This is a genomic window from Vreelandella azerica (genome assembly GCF_013112225.1).
GTDB classification, from domain to species: domain Bacteria; phylum Pseudomonadota; class Gammaproteobacteria; order Pseudomonadales; family Halomonadaceae; genus Vreelandella; species Vreelandella azerica.
On the sequence record NZ_JABFHI010000003.1, the window covers coordinates 183,975 to 204,680 of the forward strand.

The 20,706-nt window shown below is 55.9% G+C and carries 10 protein-coding genes and 6 pseudogenes; 14 read left to right on the forward strand and 2 right to left on the reverse strand.

Annotated elements, in window-relative coordinates; genetic code table 11:
* Positions 1-8 precede the first annotated feature (8 nt).
* From infB to pnp, 5 genes and pseudogenes are all read left to right on the forward strand, one after another.
* Positions 9-2,575: pseudogene (infB, locus tag HLB35_RS08760) on the forward strand (translation initiation factor IF-2).
* 18 nt (positions 2,576-2,593) lie between these two features.
* The gene (gene rbfA, locus HLB35_RS08765) at positions 2,594-3,007 is read left to right on the forward strand and encodes a 30S ribosome-binding factor RbfA (protein ID WP_171702302.1); all 414 of its coding nucleotides are present in this window, start codon (positions 2,594-2,596) and stop codon (positions 3,005-3,007) included.
* A pseudogene (gene truB, locus HLB35_RS08770) lies at positions 3,007-3,923 on the forward strand (tRNA pseudouridine(55) synthase TruB). The gene rbfA and the pseudogene truB overlap by 1 nt, the downstream one beginning before the upstream one ends.
* Before the next feature lie 92 nt (positions 3,924-4,015).
* Entirely contained in the window at positions 4,016-4,285 is a 270-nt protein-coding gene (gene rpsO / locus HLB35_RS08775; RefSeq protein ID WP_171702303.1) for a 30S ribosomal protein S15, read from the forward strand.
* Positions 4,286-4,468: 183 nt separating this feature from the next.
* Positions 4,469-6,630 (forward strand): annotated as a pseudogene (pnp, locus tag HLB35_RS08780) (polyribonucleotide nucleotidyltransferase).
* A gap of 209 nt (positions 6,631-6,839) precedes the next feature.
* Here the strand turns inward: pnp and nadC are convergent.
* The gene (gene nadC, locus HLB35_RS08785) at positions 6,840-7,697 is read right to left on the reverse strand and encodes a carboxylating nicotinate-nucleotide diphosphorylase (RefSeq protein ID WP_171702304.1); all 858 of its coding nucleotides are present in this window, start codon (positions 7,695-7,697) and stop codon (positions 6,840-6,842) included.
* A gap of 101 nt (positions 7,698-7,798) precedes the next feature.
* Between nadC and ampD the strand changes: the two are divergent.
* From ampD to HLB35_RS08815, 6 genes and pseudogenes are all read left to right on the forward strand, one after another.
* A pseudogene (ampD, locus tag HLB35_RS08790) lies at positions 7,799-8,370 on the forward strand (1,6-anhydro-N-acetylmuramyl-L-alanine amidase AmpD).
* Between the two features lie 363 nt (positions 8,371-8,733).
* Positions 8,734-11,436: a pyruvate dehydrogenase (acetyl-transferring), homodimeric type gene (gene aceE, locus HLB35_RS08795; protein WP_216601460.1), complete on the forward strand. Its 2,703-nt coding sequence runs from the start codon at positions 8,734-8,736 to the stop codon at positions 11,434-11,436.
* 57 nt (positions 11,437-11,493) lie between these two features.
* A complete protein-coding gene (aceF, locus tag HLB35_RS08800) occupies positions 11,494-13,485 on the forward strand; it encodes a pyruvate dehydrogenase complex dihydrolipoyllysine-residue acetyltransferase (protein ID WP_171702305.1) in 1,992 nt (663 codons plus the stop codon).
* Between the two features lie 343 nt (positions 13,486-13,828).
* The gene (gene adk, locus HLB35_RS08805) at positions 13,829-14,482 is read left to right on the forward strand and encodes an adenylate kinase (protein ID WP_171702306.1); all 654 of its coding nucleotides are present in this window, start codon (positions 13,829-13,831) and stop codon (positions 14,480-14,482) included.
* Between the two features lie 169 nt (positions 14,483-14,651).
* Positions 14,652-15,349: pseudogene (gene tsaB / locus HLB35_RS08810) on the forward strand (tRNA (adenosine(37)-N6)-threonylcarbamoyltransferase complex dimerization subunit type 1 TsaB).
* Positions 15,346-16,050 (forward strand): class I SAM-dependent methyltransferase, encoded by a 705-nt coding sequence (locus tag HLB35_RS08815; protein ID WP_171702481.1) that lies wholly within the window; start codon positions 15,346-15,348, stop codon positions 16,048-16,050. Before tsaB ends, HLB35_RS08815 begins: the two are co-directional and overlap by 4 nt.
* Before the next feature lie 38 nt (positions 16,051-16,088).
* Here HLB35_RS08815 and HLB35_RS08820 read toward each other — a convergent pair.
* A pseudogene (locus tag HLB35_RS08820) lies at positions 16,089-16,765 on the reverse strand (YecA/YgfB family protein).
* A gap of 51 nt (positions 16,766-16,816) precedes the next feature.
* On the opposite strand from HLB35_RS08820, the gene HLB35_RS08825 reads away from it, so the two are divergent.
* The 3 genes from HLB35_RS08825 to HLB35_RS08835 all read left to right on the forward strand — a co-directional run bounded on the left by HLB35_RS08825 (position 16,817) and on the right by HLB35_RS08835 (position 20,624).
* Positions 16,817-17,404, forward strand: coding sequence for a SprT family zinc-dependent metalloprotease (locus HLB35_RS08825; RefSeq protein ID WP_171702307.1), 588 nt, complete (start codon positions 16,817-16,819; stop codon positions 17,402-17,404).
* 277 nt (positions 17,405-17,681) lie between these two features.
* On the forward strand, positions 17,682-19,631 hold the full coding sequence (gene acs / locus HLB35_RS08830; protein ID WP_171702308.1) for an acetate--CoA ligase: 1,950 nt from the start codon (positions 17,682-17,684) through the stop codon (positions 19,629-19,631).
* Positions 19,632-19,961: 330 nt separating this feature from the next.
* Positions 19,962-20,624: a response regulator gene (locus tag HLB35_RS08835; RefSeq protein ID WP_171702309.1), complete on the forward strand. Its 663-nt coding sequence runs from the start codon at positions 19,962-19,964 to the stop codon at positions 20,622-20,624.
* The last annotated feature ends 82 nt before the right edge of the window (positions 20,625-20,706 follow it).

Sequence of the window (20,706 nt, forward strand, 5' to 3'; positions counted from 1 at the left end):
GGATCAATATGTCAGATATGACAGTAAAAGATTTTGCAGTAAAAGTGGGGCGTGAAGCGCCTCGTTTGTTGGAACAGATGAAAGAAGCTGGGCTGCCCCATAGCTCGGAAAGCGATGCAGTGTCTGAAGAAGACAAGCAGACCCTGTTGCGCCACCTGAAGAAAAGCCATGGCGGCGATAATGATACCAGCAAAAACCGTATCACCCTGACGCGTAAAACGCGTAGCAAAATCAAGACCGGTGATCGCGGCAAGACCATTGAAGTTCAGGTACGCAAGAAAAAAACCTATGTGAAGCGTGCCGAAGACGATAAGCCTAAAGCACAGGAGCCCAAGCACAGCGGCCCTCGTCAGCTGGTAGGTGATATGGCTGAGGCTGAGGCAGAGCGTAAGGTTCAGGATGCTCGCGATGCCGAAGAGCGCAAGGCCGCTGAAGCCAAGCGCCAGGCCGATGAAGCTGAACGTAAAAAGCGTCAGGAGCAGGAAGCCCAGGCGGTAGCAGCAAAAGCCAAGCAGGCAGACGTGCCGACCAATCTTGAAATTCCGGTTCCTGAACTGGAAAGCAGCGAGCCAGCTGCAGAAGAAATGCCGCCGGCACCGCCCAAGGAAGGCCGCTCTGATCGCCGTACCGCACCGCCCAAGAAAGCAGCGGCCAAGAAAAAGGCCGTCATGACCAGGAAGATGATCGTACTGACCGCGAAGAACGTAAACGCGGCGGTGGTGCCAAGAAAGCCAAGCGTTCCGAACGTCGCGGTGGCCGTCGCAGCAGTGGTGGCCAAAGCGGCAACGGCAAGCAGGCTTTCCAGAAGCCGACACAGCCGATAGTCCGCGAAGTGTCTATCCCTGAGTCCATCAGTGTGGCGGAACTGGCTGACAAGATGTCGATCAAGGCCAACGAAGTCATCAAGGCGATGTTCAATATGGGCGCCGCCGTGACCATCAACCAGACGATTGACCAGGACACAGCGGCCATCGTGGTGGAAGAAATGGGCCACAAGGCACGTCTGGTCAAGGATGATGCGCTGGAGACGGAAGTGCTGGACAGCATTTCCTACGAAGGTGAGGAAATCACCCGTTCACCGGTGGTTACCGTCATGGGTCACGTCGACCATGGTAAAACATCGCTGTTGGACTATATCCGTCGCGCCAAGGTGGCGACGGGCGAAGCGGGCGGTATCACTCAGCATATCGGCGCCTATCACGTGGAAGACGACCACGGCGGCGTGACCTTCCTGGATACGCCAGGTCACGCGGCATTTACTGCCATGCGTGCCCGCGGTGCCAAGGCAACTGACGTGGTTATCCTTGTGGTAGCGGCTGATGATGGCGTTATGCCCCAGACGGTCGAGGCGATTGAGCACTCCAAGGCCGCAGAAGTGCCTATGGTGGTGGCGGTCAACAAGATCGACAAGGAAGGCGCTGACTTTGACCGCATTCGTAACGAGCTTTCCCAGCATGGCGTTATCTCGGAAGAATGGGGCGGTGATACCCAGTTTGTGCACGTGTCCGCCAAGAGCGGCGACGGTATTGAGGAGCTGCTGGAAGCGATCCAGCTGGTCTCTGAAGTACTGGAACTGACGGCAGTACCTTCTGCACCGGGTAAAGGGGTTGTGGTTGAGTCACGCCTTGATAAAGGTCGTGGCCCGGTAGCAACCGTACTCGTGCAGAACGGCACCCTGAAGAAAGGCGATATCGTGCTTGCTGGCCTGCATTATGGCCGCGTCCGTGCACTGACCAACGAGTTGGGCCAACAGGTGGATAGTGCCGGCCCCTCTCAGCCGGTCGAAATTCAGGGTCTGGATGGTACGCCGGAAGCCGGTGAAGAGTTCATGGCGGTTGCCGATGAGAAGAAAGCGCGTGAAGTGGCCAACTTCCGTCAGGGCAAATACCGTGAAGTTCGCCTGGCACGTCAGCAGAAAGCCAAGCTTGAGAACATGTTCAGCCAGATGGGCCAGGATGAGATTGCCAAGGTCAACATCGTGCTGAAAGCCGATGTGCAGGGCTCGCTGGAAGCGATTAAAGGCGCTCTGGAAGAGCTCTCCACTGAAGAAGTCAAGGTTGCCGTGGTGTCCTCTGGTGTTGGCGGTATTACCGGAACGGACGCCAACCTGGCGCTGGCTTCTGAAGCGATCGTAGTGGGCTTTAACGTTCGTGCTGACGCGGCAGCTCGTGAAATCATCGAGCGTGAAGGTCTGGATCTGCGTTACTACAGCGTCATCTACCAGCTGATCGATGAAGTGAAGCAGGCGATGAGCGGTATGCTGGCCCCCGAATGGAAAGAAGAAATCGTCGGTGTGGCTGAAGTTCGTGATGTCTTCCGTGCGCCGAAAATCGGTGCGGTGGCAGGCTGTATGGTGGTTGAAGGCAGCGTCTTCCGTAACAAGCGTATTCGTGTACTGCGCGATAACGTCGTCATTTACGAAGGTGAGCTGGAATCCCTGCGCCGCTACAAAGATGACGTTCAGGAAGTACGCAGCGGCGTAGAGTGCGGCATCGGGGTGAAAAACTACAACGATGTTCAGGTGGGCGACAAGATCGAGGTCTTCGACCAGGTTAAAGTCGAACGCAGCCTCTAAGTTCGCCGGGAGTTTACTATGCGCGAATTCAAGCGTACCGACCGAGTAGCCGACCAGCTCCAGAAGGAGCTGGCGGTACTTATTCAGCGCGAAGTCAAAGACCCGCGTTTGGGAATGGTCACGGTCAGTGGTGTAACCGTTAGCCGCGACCTTGGCTACGCTGATATCTATGTCACTTTGCTTGGTGAGCAGAGCCCTGAACGCATCAAGGAAAACCTCCAGGTGCTTAAGCGCGCCGGTGGTTTTCTGAGAAGCCAGATTGCCAAGCGAATCAAACTTCGCCATGTGCCCGAATTACGCTTTCATTTTGATGAAAGCGTGGTGCGTGGTCAGCATCTGTCCTCCTTGATCGATGAAGCAGTGTCCAGTGATCGTGACCGTCAGGGTGATGATCAGTCGGAGGATGAGGCAGGTAACGAGGAGGCGCGTTAATGGCGCGTCGCCGTCGAGGCTTGCCGGTCAATGGTGTGCTCTTGCTGGATAAGCCTAAAGGCATGTCCAGCAATCATGCTTTGCAGCGGGTACGCCGGTTGCTTGAAGCACAGAAAGCGGGCCATACGGGCACATTGGACCCTATGGCGACAGGGCTTTTGCCCATTTGTCTGGGTGAAGCCACCAAGTTTTCTGCACACTTGCTTGAAGCGGATAAGGTTTACCGAACCCGCGTCGAGTTGGGAGTGATTACAGATACTGGTGACGCCGAAGGTGCTGTGATTGAACGTCGCGAGGTGCCTGATTTTACGGCCGAACAGGTTGAAAATGTGCTGTCTCACTTTCGCGGTGAGATAGAACAGGTGCCGCCGATGTATTCAGCGCTTAAGCACCAGGGCAAAAGCTTTACGAACTCGCCCGCGAGGGCAAGCACGTGGAGCGTGCAGCCAGGCGCATAAACGTGTATGATGCGCGCCTGCTATCGTTAGACGATCATGCTTTTGAGCTCGAAGTGAGCTGCAGTAAAGGGACTTACATACGCACACTGGCTGAAGATATTGGTCTTATGTTAGGTTGCGGCGCACATATCAGCGCGCTGCGGCGGTTAAAAACCGGCCCGTTTGGCGCTAGTAACATGTGGACGCTGGACGCGCTCGAACAACTGGACGACCAGGCCGCTCGTGAAGCCGAGCTGATGCGGGTGGATATTCTGGTCGAGCATTTGCCCGCCCAGGCTGTTGATGAGCAGGCCTACCGGTGTTTGAGTCACGGTCAGTCTGCACGGTTGGATGCTTCCTCCTTTGCACCGGATACCTTGATGCGGCTTTATCACGCATCAGTATTTATTGGTTTGGGGGTAGTCAAGGGCGACGATGAAGTGGCGCCCAAGCGGCTGTTAAGCAACGTCGCTGTGTAAGTTCAGGCTTACACGAAAAGTACGACTGAGACTGCAAATATGCGTGGTCTCACCCATTCACACATTAGGCATATTGCTTACTGGAGATAGACATGGCACTAACGGCTGAACAGAAAGCCCAGATTGTTAATGAATACGGTCGTGGCGAGAACGACACTGGCTCACCTGAAGTCCAGGTAGCGCTGCTGAGCACCAACATCAACGGCCTGCAGGATCACTTCAAGACCAATAAGCAGGATCACCACTCGCGTCGTGGTCTGATTCGCATGGTAAACCAGCGTCGTAAGTTGCTGGACTACCTCAAGCGTAAGGATTTCGAACGTTACCAGTCGCTGATTCAGCGCCTTGGCCTGCGTCGCTAATCAGGTCGTCAGATAACAAGCAGCGTTTGCACCTGATGCAACCCCCTGCCTTGCTATCGTGATCGGAACGGGCAGCTCTCTTTGAGAGCTGCCCGTTTTTTGTTTGTGGTAGCCCTGAAGCGCGCCAGCGCCTAGAATAGTGGCGAGTCAAAACGACCAAGCGAAAAGACAAGTAGATATTTAATGTTAAAGGAAGTCGCCGTGAATCCGGTAAAGAAAACGTTTCAATACGGTCGTAGCACCGTCACGCTCGAAACTGGGCGTATTGCCCGCCAGGCTACTGGCGCTGTTATGGTCACCATGGATGATACCGTCGTCCTGTGTACGGTGGTCGCCAAGAGAGAAGCCAATCCGGCTCAACCCTTCTTCCCGCTGTCGGTTCATTACCAGGAAAAGACCTATGCGGTAGGCAAGATTCCCGGTGGCTTCTTCAAGCGTGAAGGGCGCCCAACAGAGAAGGAAACCCTGACCTCCCGCCTGATCGATCGCCCCATTCGCCCGCTGTTTCCCAAAGGCTTCATGAATGAAGTGCAGGTGATCTGTACTGTCTTGTCGACGGATCGCAACCACGACCCGGATATTGCAGCCCTGATCGGTACCTCGGCGGCGCTGTCGATTGCGGGTGTGCCCTTCAATGGCCCGATTGGCGCGGCACGAGTGGGCTTTAACGAGGAAAAAGGTTATTTCCTCAACCCCACGGTTGAAGAATTGACTACCTCAGAGCTGGATATGGTCGTGGCCGGTACTGAAAAAGCCGTGCTGATGGTGGAATCCGAAGCCAAGGAACTGCTTGAAGATGAAATGCTTGGTGCCGTCCTTTACGGTCATCAGGAAATGCAGGTGGCTATCCAGGCGATCAATGAGCTGGTAGCAGAAGCCGGTAAGCCGCGCTGGGAATGGCAGCCGGTTGAAGAAAACGTCGCGCTGAAAACCGCCGTGGCCGAAGCGTTTGAAGCCAAGATTGGCGACGCCTACCGGATCACCGACAAAATGCAGCGTCAGGATGCCTTGTCAGCCCTGAAGGACGAGGCAGTTGCACAGCTTGTCGCCGCTGAAGGTGAAGAAACTGACGGCAAGTTCAGCAAGGATGAAGTCAAAGGCGCCTTCGCTGGTATCGAAAAGCGCATCGTGCGTTCACGGGTGATCAAGGGCGAAGCGCGCATTGATGGCCGTGATAACCAGACGGTGCGTCCGTTGGATATCGAAGTTGGCGTGTTGCCCAAAACCCACGGTTCTGCTGTGTTTACCCGCGGTGAAACCCAGGCAATTGCGATTGCGACCCTGGGCACCTTGCGCGACTCCCAGCTGATTGAGTCGCTGGAAGGCGAGCGTAAGGACCGCTTTATGCTGCACTACAACTTCCCTCCCTATTGCGTGGGCGAAGCTGGCTTTATGGGTGGCCCCAAGCGCCGCGAGATTGGCCACGGCCGTCTGGCACGACGCGGTGTTGAAGCCATGCTGCCTGCTGAAGATGCCTTCCCTATACCATTCGCGTGGTATCTGAAATTACTGAATCCAACGGATCAAGTTCGATGGCGTCAGTGTGCGGCGCTTCTCTGGCATTGATGGATGCTGGTGTGCCGCTGAAAGCGCCGGTAGCGGGTATCGCCATGGGGCTGGTCAAGGATGATGACGGTTTTGCTGTGCTGACCGATATCCTCGGTGACGAAGATCATCTGGGTGATATGGACTTCAAAGTGGCCGGTTCTGAAGAGGGTGTCACCGCCCTGCAGATGGACATCAAGATCGAAGGCATTAACGAAGAAATCATGGAAGTGGCCCTGCAGCAAGCCAACAAGGCGCGTCTGAATATCCTTGGCCAGATGAATACGATTATTGGCCAGAGCCGTTCGGACGTGTCGGATAACGCGCCTTCCATGGCGACTATCAAGATTTCACCCGACAAGATCCGTGATGTGATCGGTAAAGGTGGCGCGACCATCCGTAAGATCTGTGATGATACCGGCGCATCGGTGGATCTGGACGACGACGGCACCGTGCGTATTTACGCAGAAGACAAGGCGGCCGCCAAGAAAGCCATCGATACCGTGCTGGCGATTACCGCTGAAGCGGAAATCGGCAAGCTGTACATGGGCAAGGTAGTGCGTATCGCTGACTTTGGTGCCTTTGTCAATATCATGCCGGGTACCGACGGTCTGGTGCATATTTCCCAGATCGTGCCGGAGCGCGTCAATAATGTACGTGACTTCCTCAACGAAGGGGATGATGTGATCGTCAAGGTGCTCGATATTGACAACCGTAATCGCGTCAAGTTGACCATCAAGGAAATCACGGAAGAAGAAAAGGCTGCTTTTAATGCTGAAGCAGAAACAACTGAAGGCTGATTGAATAAATAGCTGTTCAGAGGTTACTACCGCCCCCGCAGCGTCTCGTTGCGGGGGCGGTGGCGTTTTGAAAGGGTATTTAAAAAACTTGCTCTTTTCATTCCTGCATCGGAAGGTGCGGTACACTTTTTGCCGGGGTGGGGGTCACCATTAGGGCCTGTTGGTGCAGCAACGCGGTTCGTGATGAAACGTCAACAGGCCTTAATTATTCACGACTCACTATAGGTCTCTGTAATTCGCATCGACAGATCAATGGCTTTTATGTCCTTGGTCAGTGCGCCGCTGGAAATGCAGTTAACGCCGGTGTCAGCAATCGCCCTGAGCGTGGTGGCGTCGACGTTGCCTGAGGCTTCCAGGGTGGCACGTCCTGCTGTGCGCTTGACCGCTTCGCGTAGCTCTTCCAGCGAGAAATTATCCAGCATAATGGTATCGGCACCGGCTTCCAATGCGGCATCAAGCTCAGCAAAGGTTTCCACCTCGACTTCCAGGGGCAGGTCGCTGGCCAGTTTGCGGGCCTCTTTCACTGCAGCGCCAATGCCACCACAGGCAGCGATATGGTTTTCCTTGATCAGAAAAGCATCCCAAAGCCCGATGCGGTGGTTATGACCGCCTCCGCAGGTCACGGCGTACTTCTGTGCCAGGCGCATATTGGGCAGGGTTTTGCGCGTATCAAGCAGGCGCGTATCCGTTCCGGCGAGTAAATCCACATAGCGCCGAGTGGCCGTTGCCGTTGCCGAAAGCGTTTGCAGCACATTCAATGCAGCGCGCTCACCGGTCAGTAAGCTGCGGGCTGGGCCTTCCAAGGTCAGAAAGGTCTGATCTGCTTCCAGGCGGTTACCGTCAGCCGCCTGCCAGTGCAGAATAACGCGGCTATCCAGGCGGCGAAAAATTTCATCCACCCAGGCAACCCCGCACAAAACAGCAGGCTCGCGAGTGATTACATTGGCCTTGGCCCACTGTGAATCAGGAATCAGCTGTGCCGTCATATCGCCTGGGCCAACATCTTCTGCCAGCAGGTGGGCAGCATTGGCGCGGATTTCTTCAGCGAGGGCAGTGTAGTAGTGCATGGCAGTGTCAATTCCCTTGGCGTTAATGGTCTGGCGACCAGTATAGTGAATTAGATCCCTGAACGTCATTGTCATGTCTAACAGAATGGAGTCTGCAACAAATGCCGGAGTTTTCAGATCAACGCGCTCCCTTAAAGCCAGTCAGCCGTTGGGTGCCATCGCCAAATGCCGATGAGCGCCCTGATGGGGAAGTATCCCTGATCGTTTTGCATGCCATCAGCCTGCCGCCGGGTCAGTTTGGCGGCGATGCCATTGAGGCGCTGTTTACCAACCAGTTGGATACCCAGGCGCACCCGTACTTTACCGGCATTGCCCATTTGAGAGTGTCAGCCCACTTTTTGATTCGCCGCGACGGTGAATGCGTGCAGTTTGTGGAGACCGAGCGCCGCGCCTGGCATGCAGGTCGTTCGCGCTGGTGGGATACGCGCTGTGAACAGTGGCGGCTGGCGCTGAATGATTTTTCTGTCGGTATAGAGCTTGAAGGCGATGACGAAACGCCTTTTACCCAGGCGCAGTACGCGACGCTGGCCAGCTTGGTAGGTGATTTGCTGGTTCACCATCCTCAACTCGACCTTTCCCGGATTACCAGTCATTCCAAGGTGGCCCCCTTCGCAAGAGTGACCCTGGGCCAGCCTTCGACTGGGCCTATTTTTTCCAATATCTCGATGATTAAGCCGTGATTAGCATCCAGGTAGTTAAAAACGCGTAATAAAACGGTAGTTTAACTACATCCAAAAAAATGATGCAGCACAATGGGTTCTGTAATCTTTTGTTTGTGCTGCAGTGCATTATGCTGTTTTTGGTACGGTTTTACCAAGATTCAGAATTGGCAGTGTGATGACTTTGCGGTATCTTCTGCTATACGAAAAGCTAATTTCAAATTCATATTAGTAGCTTTACTACATTTTGCTGTTCTTCCTGAATCAGTGGCATTGCCGCTGCATCAGGGTCTATATTGAACTGTTAAGTCGGTGCCTTTATTGCAGAGCCGCTGATTGTCAGGACAGTTCAGGCCCCATTTCGGTTTGCGGGGCATTTGTCATTTATCGTCATTCGGAGAGACCTCAATGAGTCTGGAGACAAAGAAGATCTCGATCCGCTCGAAACCCAGGAGTGGCTTGATTCCCTGGAATCGGTGTTGGATCGTGAGGGTGAAGAACGTGCCCGGCACCTGATGACTCGCTTGGCGGATCGCATGCGCCGGGATGGTATGAAGGTGCCCTTTTCGGTGACGACTCCGCACCGCAACACCATTCCGGTTCATCGCGAAGCCCCTATGCCGGGCGATCTGTTCATGGAACGCCGTATCCGTTCCATGGTGCGCTATAACGCCATTGCTCAGGTCATTCGCAATAACCGTGCCAAACCGGGCCTGGGTGGCCATATTGCCAGCTTCATGTCATCGGCTACCCTTTACGATGTAGGCTTCAACCATTTCTTCCGTGGCCCTGAGGGCGATTTTGACGGTGATCTGGTGTATATCCAAGGCCACGTTGCCCCAGGCGTTTATGCTCGCGCTTACCTGCTGGGTCGCCTCTCTGAAGAGCAGATGGATCGCTTCCGCCAGGAAGTCGATGGCGATGGCCTGTCGTCCTACCCGCACCCCTGGTTGATGCCAGATTTCTGGCAGTTCCCGACGGTATCCATGGGCTTGGGGCCGCTGATGGCCATTTATCAGGCCCATGTGATGAAGTATCTCCACTCCCGCGAAATGAAGGACATGCAGGATCGCAAGATTTGGTGCTTCATGGGTGACGGTGAGTGTGATGAACCGGAATCTCTCGGGGCGATTTCCCTGGCTGGCCGCGAAAACCTGGATAACCTGATTTTCGTGATCAACTGTAACCTGCAGCGCCTTGACGGCCCTGTCCGTGGCAACGGGCGGATCATTGATGAACTGGAAGGCGTCTTCCGTGGCGCTGGCTGGAACGTGCTCAAGGTTGTCTGGGGGCGTCACTGGGATCCGCTGTTCGAGCAGGACAAGAAAGGCATCCTGCAAAAACGCATGGATGAAGCCGTTGACGGCGAATACCAGAATTACAAGGCCAATGGCGGCAACTATACCCGTGAGCATTTCTTTGGCAAATATCCTGAGACCGAAGCCATGGTCAAGGATATGTCTGATGATGACATCTGGAAGCTCAACCGCGGCGGCCATGACCCCTTCAAGGTGTACGCGGCCTATCACGAGGCGGTCAATAACGCCAATGGCAAGCCGACGGTCATCCTGGCTCACACCGTCAAGGGATATGGCATGGGCAGCGGCGACGGCGAAGCTGCCAACGAAGCCCACCAGGTCAAGAGCATGGAGTACGAAGCGCTCAAGACCTTCCGTGACCGCTTTGGCATTCCGCTGACTGACGAGCAGCTCAAAGACGTGCCTTACTACAAGCCGGACGATGATTCGCCCGAGCTCAAGTACATGCACCTGCAGCGTGAGCGCCTGGGTGGCTTCTTGCCCCAGCGCCGCCATGATTTCGAGCCACTGGCGATTCCGGGGCTGGATGACAAGGCCTTTGCCTCCCAGATGGGCGGTTCCAAGGGCCGTGAAGTGTCCACCACCATGGCGTTTGTGCGCGTGCTCAATGGCTTGGTCAAGGACAAGAATATCGGTAGCCAGGTCGTGCCGATTGTGCCTGACGAAGCGCGTACTTTCGGCATGGAAGGTATGTTCCGTCAGCTGGGTATCTATACCTCTGAAGGGCAGAAATATGAGCCGGTCGATAAAGGCCAGATCATGTTCTACCGCGAGGATCAGAAAGGCCAGATTCTTGAGGAGGGTATTTCCGAGGCCGGTGCCATGTCCGCTTGGATTGCTGCCGCCACCTCTTACGCCAACCACAGCCTGCCGCTGCTGCCGTTCTATGTCTACTATTCGATGTTTGGCTTCCAGCGCATCGGCGATCTGGCATGGGCCGCTGGCGATATGCAGGCGCGTGGCTTCATGATCGGCGGCACCGCCGGACGTACCACGCTCAACGGCGAAGGCCTGCAGCACCAGGACGGCCACAGCCTGATTCAGGCGTCCACCATCCCCAACTGCAGAAGCTATGACCCGACTTACGCCCATGAAGTCGCGGTGATCATGCAGAATGGCCTGAAGCGGATGTTTGTCGATAAGGAAAACTGCTTCTACTACCTGACGGTGATGAACGAGAACTACGAGCATCCTGCGCTGGACGAAGTGCCCGCGGATGACATCATCAAGGGCATGTACCTGCTGCGTGAAACCCAGGGTGACAAAGGCCGCGTTCAGCTGCTCGGCTCCGGCACCATTTTGCGTGAAGTGGAGGCCGGTGCTGAACTGCTTGAAAAGGATTGGGGCATTGCGGCGGATATCTGGAGTGTGCCGAGCTTTAACGAGCTGCGCCGTGAAGCCTTGCTGTTAGACCGCGAAGCGTTCCTCAACCCGGATGACGAAGCGCCCAAACCGCACATTACTCAATGTCTGGAAGGCCGCGATGGCCCGGCGATTGCCTCCACTGACTACATGAAGCTATACGCCGATCAGGTGCGCGCCTGGGTGCCGACGGATTACAGCGTATTGGGTACTGATGGTTTTGGTCGCTCAGATACCCGTGAAAAGCTGCGTTACTTCTTTGAGGTGGATCGTTACTTTGTGGTTGTGGCGGCACTGAAGGCGCTTGCTGACCGTGGCGATATCAAGCGCAAGCATGTTGGCGAAGCCTTGAAGAAATACGGCATTGACCCTAACAAACCCAACCCGCTGACCAGCTGATCCGCAGCCCGGCGGGTCTTGCTCGCCGGCTTGATCCGATTTTAAAGGAGCGCGACCTTGAGTAGCGAAATCATCAAAGTCCCCGATATCGGTGGTGACACCGATGTTGAAATCATCGAGATTGCGGTGTCAGAAGGCGACGTTATCGAAGCGGAAGACACCCTGATCACCCTGGAATCCGACAAAGCCAGCATGGATGTGCCCGCCCCCAAGGGCGGTAAGGTTATCAAGGTGCTGGTCAAGGAAGGCGACACTGTTTCCGAAGGTGACGCCATCGTTGAAATTGAAGCCGAAGGCGGTGGCGATAGCACAGAGAGTGCTGCGCCTGCAGAGTCAGCACCTGAACCTGCTGCCGCGCCCGCCAGTGAAGCCCCCAAGGCGGCTGCACCCGCTGCGGGTGGCAAGCAGACTGTTGACATCAAGGTACCCGATCTGGGTGGTTCGGATAATGTTGAAATCATTGAGGTGGCCGTCAGCGCCGGCGATGAGGTCAACGCTGAAGATACCCTGATTACCCTGGAGTCTGACAAGGCCTCCATGGATGTGCCCAGCCCCCATAGTGGCAGGCTGATTGCATTGACCGTCAAGGAAGGCGATACCGTCTCCGAAGGCGATGTGATCGGCCAGATGGAAATTGCCGGTGGCAGTGATGGCGGCGACAGCGCGCCTGCTTCCAGTGACGCACAGCCTGCTGCCGAACCGGCCTCTGCTGCGCCACAGCAGGCCGCACCTGAAGCATCAAGCGGTGGCGCACCGGAGCGCAAGGAAATCCGCGTACCGGATCTGTCCGGCTCGGCGGATGTGCCGATTATCGAAATTGGCGTAGCTGCCGGTGATGAGGTCAACGAAGAAGATGCCCTGATCACCCTGGAGTCTGACAAGGCCTCCATGGATGTGCCCAGCCCCTACAAGGGCAAGTTGCTTGAACTGACCGTAAAAGAAGGCGACACGGTCTCCGAAGGCGATGTGATCGGCTATATCGAAGTGGCTGGCGCCCCAGGCGCTGCTACCTCAGCACCCGCCAAAGAGGCCCCGCAAGCCCCTGCCGCGGCTAAGGCTCCTGCCGCCGGTGGCACGCCCAGCCCGGAAGCCCAGGTGGCCGCGCAAAAGCCGCGTGATGCCAAGCTGGTGCATGCTGGTCCGGCTGTGCGGATGCTGGCCCGTGAGCTGGGTGTGGATCTTGGCTTGGTCAAGCCCACCGGCCCGAAAGAGCGCGTGCTGAAAGAAGACGTGCAGAACTACGTCAAGCAGGCGCTGGCCCACCCGCCCAGTGCCAAGCCAAGTGCGGCACCGGCGGCTGGCGCTGGTGGAGCAGGCATTCCGCCGATTCCAGAAGTTGACTTCAGTCAGTTTGGCGAAGTGGAAGAAAAGCCGATGGGCCGCCTGCTCAAAATGGGTGCGACCAATCTGCATCGCAGCTGGCTGAACGTGCCTCACGTCACTCAGTTTGATGAAGCGGATATCACTGAGCTGGAAGCCTTCCGTAAGGCGATGAAAGCGGAAGCGGAAGCACAGGGTGCCAAGCTGACGCCGCTGCCCTTCATGGTCAAGGCCTGTGCTTTTGCCCTGAAGAAATTCCCTCAGTTTAATGTCAGCCTGAAAGGCGATGGCGAAACCCTGGTTTGGAAAAAGTATGCTCACATCGGGATTGCCGTGGATACCCCGGATGGCCTGATGGTGCCGGTGGTGCGTAACGCCGATCAGAAATCGCTGATTGAGATTGCCAAGGAAATGGCGGAGCTTGGCAAGAAGGCTCAGACCAAGAAGCTCAAACGCGATGAAATGACCGGCGGTTGCTTTACTATTTCAAGCCTTGGTTCGATTGGTGGCACGGCCTTCACGCCGATTGTCAACGCGCCAGAGGTGGCGATTCTTGGGGTTTCCAAGGCGCAGATGAAGCCAGTCTGGGATGGCTCAGCCTTCCAGCCACGCTTAATGATGCCGCTATCGCTTTCCTATGATCACAGGGCGATTAATGGCGCCGATGCGGCGCGCTTCACCGCCTTCCTGGCGGATGCGTTAACGGATATTCGCCGCTTGCTGCTTTAGTAAGTTCGGCTTGGTGAGCTTTGGCTTGATTGCACAACGGCGCCCTAGGGCGCCGTTTTTAACTGCAACCGGTTTTATCAGGCGCGGCCAGCGAGCGGTGATATTGACCTGGCGACCAAAGTGCAACAAGCTCTACCTGACTGTTTTACCTATTAAAATAGCAAGAAAAAGATCGTCTGAGCCTTTAGGGGAGTTGTGCCGTCAGTGAGGCGCAGGTATTGTCGATCATTAAATTTTTGGGTTGGGCTTTCTTTCCATATTTATTTGATAACGCTTTTCTTAAATGCGTTTTAATTGAAACCGTCTTGATTGACAGTGTTTTTAACGAAAAAGGAGCAATTCCATGCGTTTGATCCTGTTAGGCGCCCCGGGCGCAGGCAAGGGGACTCAGGCTCAATTTATCTGTGAGCAATACAATATTCCGCAGATTTCTACCGGTGATATGCTGCGGGCAGCAATCAAGAACGGCAGCGAGCTGGGCCTCAAGGTCAAGGAGATCATGAATACCGGCGGTCTGGTGTCTGATGACATCATTATTGATCTGGTCAAGGAGCGCATTAGCCAGCCGGATTGCGAGAACGGCTTTCTGTTTGATGGTTTCCCCCGCACTATCCCCCAGGCGGATGCCATGAAAGAGGCGGGCGTCAAGCTTGATCATGTGCTGGAAATTGCTGTGCCGGATGAAGAGATCGTCAACCGCCTGGCAGGCCGTCGCGTCCACCCGGCATCTGGCCGCGTCTATCATGTGGACTACAATCCGCCCAAGGAAACGGGCAAGGATGATGTTACCGGTGAAGCCCTGATCCAGCGTGAGGATGACCAGGAAAACACGGTGCGCAACCGCCTGGCCGTCTACCACGAGCAGACCGCACCTCTAGTGGATTACTACCAGCAGTGGGCCAAGGAAGACCCAGCCGCCGCACCGGCCTACCACCGCGTGGAAGGCGTGGGCAGCGTGGATGACATTACCCGTCAGGTGAAAGAAGCGCTGGCCTAACAGGCGTAATAAATGACGTGACAGCTTGCCTCTCGTCTTTTTTGATGGCCCGCCTTGTGCGGGCCATCGTCGTAGGGGGCACGGGCGCTATAATGCAGCCATTATGGCTTTTAGCGTCCATGGCTGACGCCATTGACCCCTGAATGATACCGATAAGAGTGACCCTGCTATGTCGTTAACTCTGCTGGCACTGGATGCGTCTTCCAGCGCCTGTTCTGCTGCCCTTTTACGCCGTGATGCCGAGCAAACGACCTGCCTGGCGCGTTTTGAAATGACCCCCGCGCGCATACCCGGCGCCTGATGCCGATGGTCAACGAGGTGCTGGCAGAGGCGGGCCTTGCCCCCACCCAGCTGGATGCGGTTGCCTTTGGGCGTGGCCCGGGTTCCTTCACGGGCTTGCGTATTGCCGCGGGCACGGCGCAAGGCTTGGCCTACGGGCTTGATCGTCCCTTGTTGGGGGTGTCGACCCTGGCGGCGCTGGCGTTACAGGCGCATCGCCGCTTTCATCTGCAGCATCTGGTAACCGCACTGGATGCGCGTATGGGCGAAATCTACTGTGCCAGTTGGCAGTGTGTGAAAGGCAAGCTGACGCCGCTGAGCGATGAAGCAGTGCTAGCCCCTGAGCATTTGCGTCTGCCCAATGATCAGGTTGAATGGGTCGGCGTTGGTTCAGGCTTTACGTTTTGGGAGACGTTTCCAGCCGACGTTCAGGCCGCCATGCTGCAGCATCTGGATGACCTTGAACCCAGGGCCGAGGAGATGGCCTGGCTGGCTGCTGACGATTTTGCCGCAGGGCTGGGCCAGCTCGCCTGGCAGGTACAGCCGATCTACCTGCGTAATGATGTGGCGTGGAAAAAGCCGGCATGACGCTGGCAAGCATTGCACTGCCCCCAGGACTGGCGCTTGAGCTGGGCAGTGAAGGCATGGTGTTGGTGGGGGATGAAAAGCGCTTTGGCAAACCGCTAAGGGTGGATTTTACCGCTGGCAAGGTCGCTCATCGTCGTCAGTTTGGCGGTGGCCGAGGCCAGCTGATTGCCAGAGCCTGTGGGTTAGCGGGAGGCATTACGCCTAGTGTCGTGGATGCCACCGCCGGGCTTGGCCGCGATGCCTTTGTGCTGGCCAGCCTGGGGGCTGAGGTGTTGATGATTGAACGCGTTCCGGCGATTGCCGCCCTGCTGGAAGATGGCCTGAACCGGGCCCGGTGTGATCAGGAAACCGCTGAGATTGCCGCCAGAATGCGGCTTTATACGGGAGATGCTACCCAAGCGCTGGCCACTCTAGTGGCCCAGGCTGGGTTTGCCCCTCAGGTGGTGCACCTGGATCCTATGTTTCCCCATCGCGAAAAGTCAGCGCTGGTCAAAAAGGAAATGCGTCTGTTTCGCGAACTGGCCGGTGACGATCACGATGCGCCCCGTTTGCTGGAAGCCGCGCTGGAGACCGCCACCCATAGGGTGGTGGTCAAGCGGCCACGCAAGGCACCGCCGATTGAAGGGCCAGCGCCGCAGCATGTGATTGAAGGCAAAACCAGCCGCTATGACCTTTATGTGCACCGCTCATTGAAGCGTTGATTCACCACTCACCACTCACCAATCACCAATCACGGCCTTTAAGAGCGCCGCTGGCGTTTGCCGCGGGGCTGTTTACCGCGAGGAGAGGGTTTGATGGGTTCAGGCGGTACCCGGTAATGCAGGTAAAGATCTAGCACTAGTTCAGGAAGTTGGGCGACCAGCGCTTCCTGGCGTTCAATATCGCCTGCCAGTTCCGCCATATCCGGCTCGTCTTCAAACAGCCCGGAAAGTAGCATAAAAGGTAGTAACAGGGTGGCAGCGGCTTCTTCGTCCTCAGCGAACCAGGTAGCTTCATCGCAGAAGACGCCTTCCATAAAGCCCGCGCACCAGTCGCCAATTGGGGTTTCCTCCGCGCTTAATCCGCCCAGGGTCAGCTCGAAAGGCAACTCAGGAGGCCACCCTGTTCGAGCACTGCCATGGCGTTGCGGCGCAGGCTGGAAAGCAGCATGATGATATCATCGCGCTCGGCATCATCCTGGTAGCGCGGTTCGCCCTGAAACAACTCCACAAGCCACTGTTCGGCGGGCAATTCACTGGGCGCCACGGCCAGTGCCAGCATGAAGCCATGGGCAGAAATCAGGTCGAGGGCATCTTCATCGACCTTATCGGAATCGAGGAATTCATCCAGGCGGTCTAGCGCCTCATCTTCCAGCAGGGGTTGCGGTGGAAGGGTTTGTTGGGAAGGTGTCTCGGGAGCGTCAGGGCGGGTTGACATACAAAGTCTCACTAGCGATTGGCATGAAGGGAACAAGTAACAGGATCAATGATGGGCAGTTTACCATTAAATAAGGCGGTGCCTCTGCCAGCCTGGCCGGAAAACCAGCTGAACGGGATGGGCGTTAGCGAGCTACATCAGGCTGCCCGAGAGCGTGTGGAACAAGCTTGGCAGCGCTGCCGTGAGGTCTATCCGGCGTTGCCTTTTCCACAAGTGTGGTTTGATCTCAAGGGAGCCAGCGCCGGGCAGGCGCATCTTGGACGTGGGGGCTTGCGCTTTAATGCGGTTTTGCTGGGTGAGAATCGCCAGGCCTTCTTTGATGAGGTGATTCCGCACGAAATGGCCCACTGGCTGGTATTTCATTTGCAGGATGGCCCGCGCCTCAAGCCCCACGGCCGTGAATGGCAAAGGGTGATGGTGGGCCTGTTTGGTTTGCCACCCCGGGTAACTCACCGCTTTGATATTGTGAAAGCACAGCCGCGCCCCTACCTCTATCAATGTGGCTGTCAGGAACAGGGTGGTAACCAATATAGATTTACTGCTCAGCGTCACGCGCAGGTACGCCGTGGACGCCGCTATCGCTGCCGGTTATGTGCTCAGACCTTGGTCTATTGTGGCCAGGAATTGCCGAAAAGTTAGACATAAGCTATTGTTATAAAAAGGAAAAATGTTAATACCAATGTCTAAAGGGAAGGTTGCGCTGTGAGGTTTATGCTAGTAACACTATTTTAACGCCGGAACAGCATCATAATAAAAAGCCGGTAACATTCCCAAAGCCACTTTCTGACGTTGGGCTGTATTAAAACATCTTTATTAAAAGCTTGGTTTGACGTCTTCTGCAACATGCTTTATTGAACGTTTGAGCAAGCGGCTTGGTTCAACAGAAAGTGCATTTTTCACGGACAGAGGCAACTTCATGAGCGAACAACAGAACGTCTATCCGGTGAGCGAAACTTTCGCCGCCAATGCGTGGGCCGATGAAAAGACTTATCAGGCCATGTATCAGCAGTCAGTGGATGACCCGGAAGGCTTCTGGGCCGAGCAGGCGAAACGCCTTGACTGGATCAAAGCGCCCACCCAGATCAAGAACACTTCCTATGCCCGCGATAACGTCGACATTCGCTGGTTTGAAGATGGCCAGCTGAACGTAGCAGCCAACTGCCTTGACCGTCATCTGGCGACCCGGGGTGACCAGACGGCGATTATCTGGGAAGGGGATGATCCTGCCGATGCCAAGCACATCAGCTACCGTGAACTCTATGAGCGCACCAATCAGGTCGCCAACGCGCTGAAGGAACTAGGCATTCAGAAAGGCGACACCGTTACTCTGTATATGCCGATGATTCCTGAAGCGGCCATGGCCATGCTGGCCTGTGCCCGAATTGGCGCAGTTCACTCGGTTGTGTTTGGTGGTTTCTCGCCGGATGCGGTTGCTCAGCGCGTGATCGGGGCGGACTCCAAGCTGGTGATTACCGCCGATGAATCGGTGCGTGGTGGTAAGCACGTGCCGCTGAAGGATAACGTCGATGCTGCCTTGACCCGTGACGGCACAGATGTGTGCAAGAACGTTCTGGTCGTCAAGCGTACGGGCGGCGATGTGGACTGGAGCGACGGTCGCGACCTGTGGTTCGACGACATGGTCGACAAGCAGTCAACCGAGTGTGATGTTGAAGCCATGGGCGCTGAAGATCCACTGTTCATCCTTTACACCTCAGGCTCGACCGGTGCGCCCAAGGGGCTCAAGCACACCACAGGCGGCTACCTGACTTATGCTGCTATGACTCACCAGTATGTCTTTGACTATCAGGAAGGTGAGGTCTACTGGTGTACGGCGGATGTTGGCTGGGTCACCGGCCACAGCTATATTGTCTATGGGCCGCTGGCCAACGGCGCGACCACCCTGATGTTTGAAGGGGTGCCGAGCTACCCGAGCCATGGCCGCATGGGCGAGATCGTTGACAAGCATTCCGTCAATATTCTCTACACAGCACCCACAGCCGTGCGCGCCCTGATGGCGCACGGCGACAACGTCATGGATTCCAGCAAGCGCGATAGTCTGCGTCTGCTGGGGTCAGTGGGTGAGCCGATCAACCCTGAAGCCTGGGAATGGTTCTACCGAGTGATCGGTAACGAAAAATGCCCGATCGTCGATACCTGGTGGCAGACAGAAACCGGCGGCATCATGATTGCCCCGCTACCTGGCGCCACACCGCTCAAGCCAGGCTCAGCCACGCGGCCATTCTTCGGTGTTCAGCCAGCGCTGGTGGATAACGAAGGCAACCTGCTGGAAGGCGCTACCGAAGGCAATCTGGTAATTCTGGATGCCTGGCCGGGTCAGGCGCGTTCCATCTGGGGCGACCATGACCGCTTCGTGCAGACCTATTTCTCTACCTACGATGGCATGTACTTTACCGGTGACGGCTGCCGCCGTGATGAAGACGGCTATTATTGGATCACAGGCCGCGTTGATGACGTTCTGAACGTGTCCGGTCACCGTATGGGTACCGCCGAGATCGAATCTTCTCTGGTGGCCCATGAAGCGGTAGCAGAAGCCGCTGTGGTTGGTTTCCCGCATGATATCAAGGGGCAGGGTATCTACATCTATGTCACCCTGAATGATGATGCCGAGCCTACCGATGAGTTGAAGAAAGAGCTGACCAAATGGGTACGCAAAGATATCGGCCCGATTGCTTCGCCAGACGTTATTCAGTGGGCGCCTGGCCTGCCGAAAACCCGTTCGGGCAAGATTATGCGCCGCATCCTGCGCAAGATTGCCGCTAACGAATGTGATGGTCTGGGCGATACCAGTACGCTGGCTGACCCAAGCGTTGTGGATGAGCTGATCGAGCATCGCGCTATCAAGTAGTAGCGCCCTGTCACTTAGTTGACTCATCCAGATAAGGGCGAGCGCTACTTATGGTTCGCCTTTTTCAAGATTGATGTATACCGTGCCGGCTTCTAAAGCCGGCACGGTTGTTTGTGTGGTCGTACCCGTCACTTATTCTGTAAAGATGCGTTTTGCAGGTTCATGTATTAGCATTGTATTGAAAAGCGGATAATAGCTTTATTGCTGTAAATATAACAATTTGTGCCCGTGGCGCTTGGGAATGGATAACGCCATGGGGTACCATGCCAACACAGAATAAGCCTAACGTCGCGGCAATACGCTAGCTGCTTAAGAACCGGAGGAATATCCATGGCCATAGCTCATAAATTCATTGTTGCAGACGATCACCCCTTGTTTCGCGCTGCGCTGACTCAAGCGCTGCGGCAACTGGCTCCCCAGGCGGAGATCGTTGAAGCCGATACCATGGAAGCCACTGCCGACGTGGTTAACCGCCACCCGGACGCTGACCTGATCCTGCTGGATCTACATATGCCGGGGGCTCACGGTTTCTCGGGGCTGATTCAGCTGCGTGGCCAAATGCCGGACATTCCCGTAGCGGTGGTGTCAGGCAGTGACGAGCCTTACGTGGTGCGCCGTGCGATTGATTACGGTGCCTCCGGCTTTATTCCCAAGTCGTCTTCCTTGCAGCTGATTGCCGAAGCCGTTGGTGAGATCCTTGACGGCGAAGTCTGGCTACCAGAAGCATTGGCGGGCGTTCTTGATGAAAGCAGCGAAGATGAAACCAAGTTTGCTGAAGCTATCGCGTCGCTGACACCCCAGCAGTTTCGGGTGCTGAATATGCTCACCGAAGGCCTGCTCAACAAGCAGATTGCCTACGAACTGAGCGTTTCAGAAGCCACCATCAAGGCCCACGTCACGGCCATTTTGCGTAAGCTCGGCGTCCACTCTCGCACTCAGGCGGTTATCGCCGCCCAGAAACTGGAAGTTGAACCGCCGAAAGTGTCTTCCTGAATAGTAGTGAGTAGTGAATGATTGGTATGGTCCCAGGAATGACGCCACACTTTTTACGATTCACGATTCACGATTCACGATT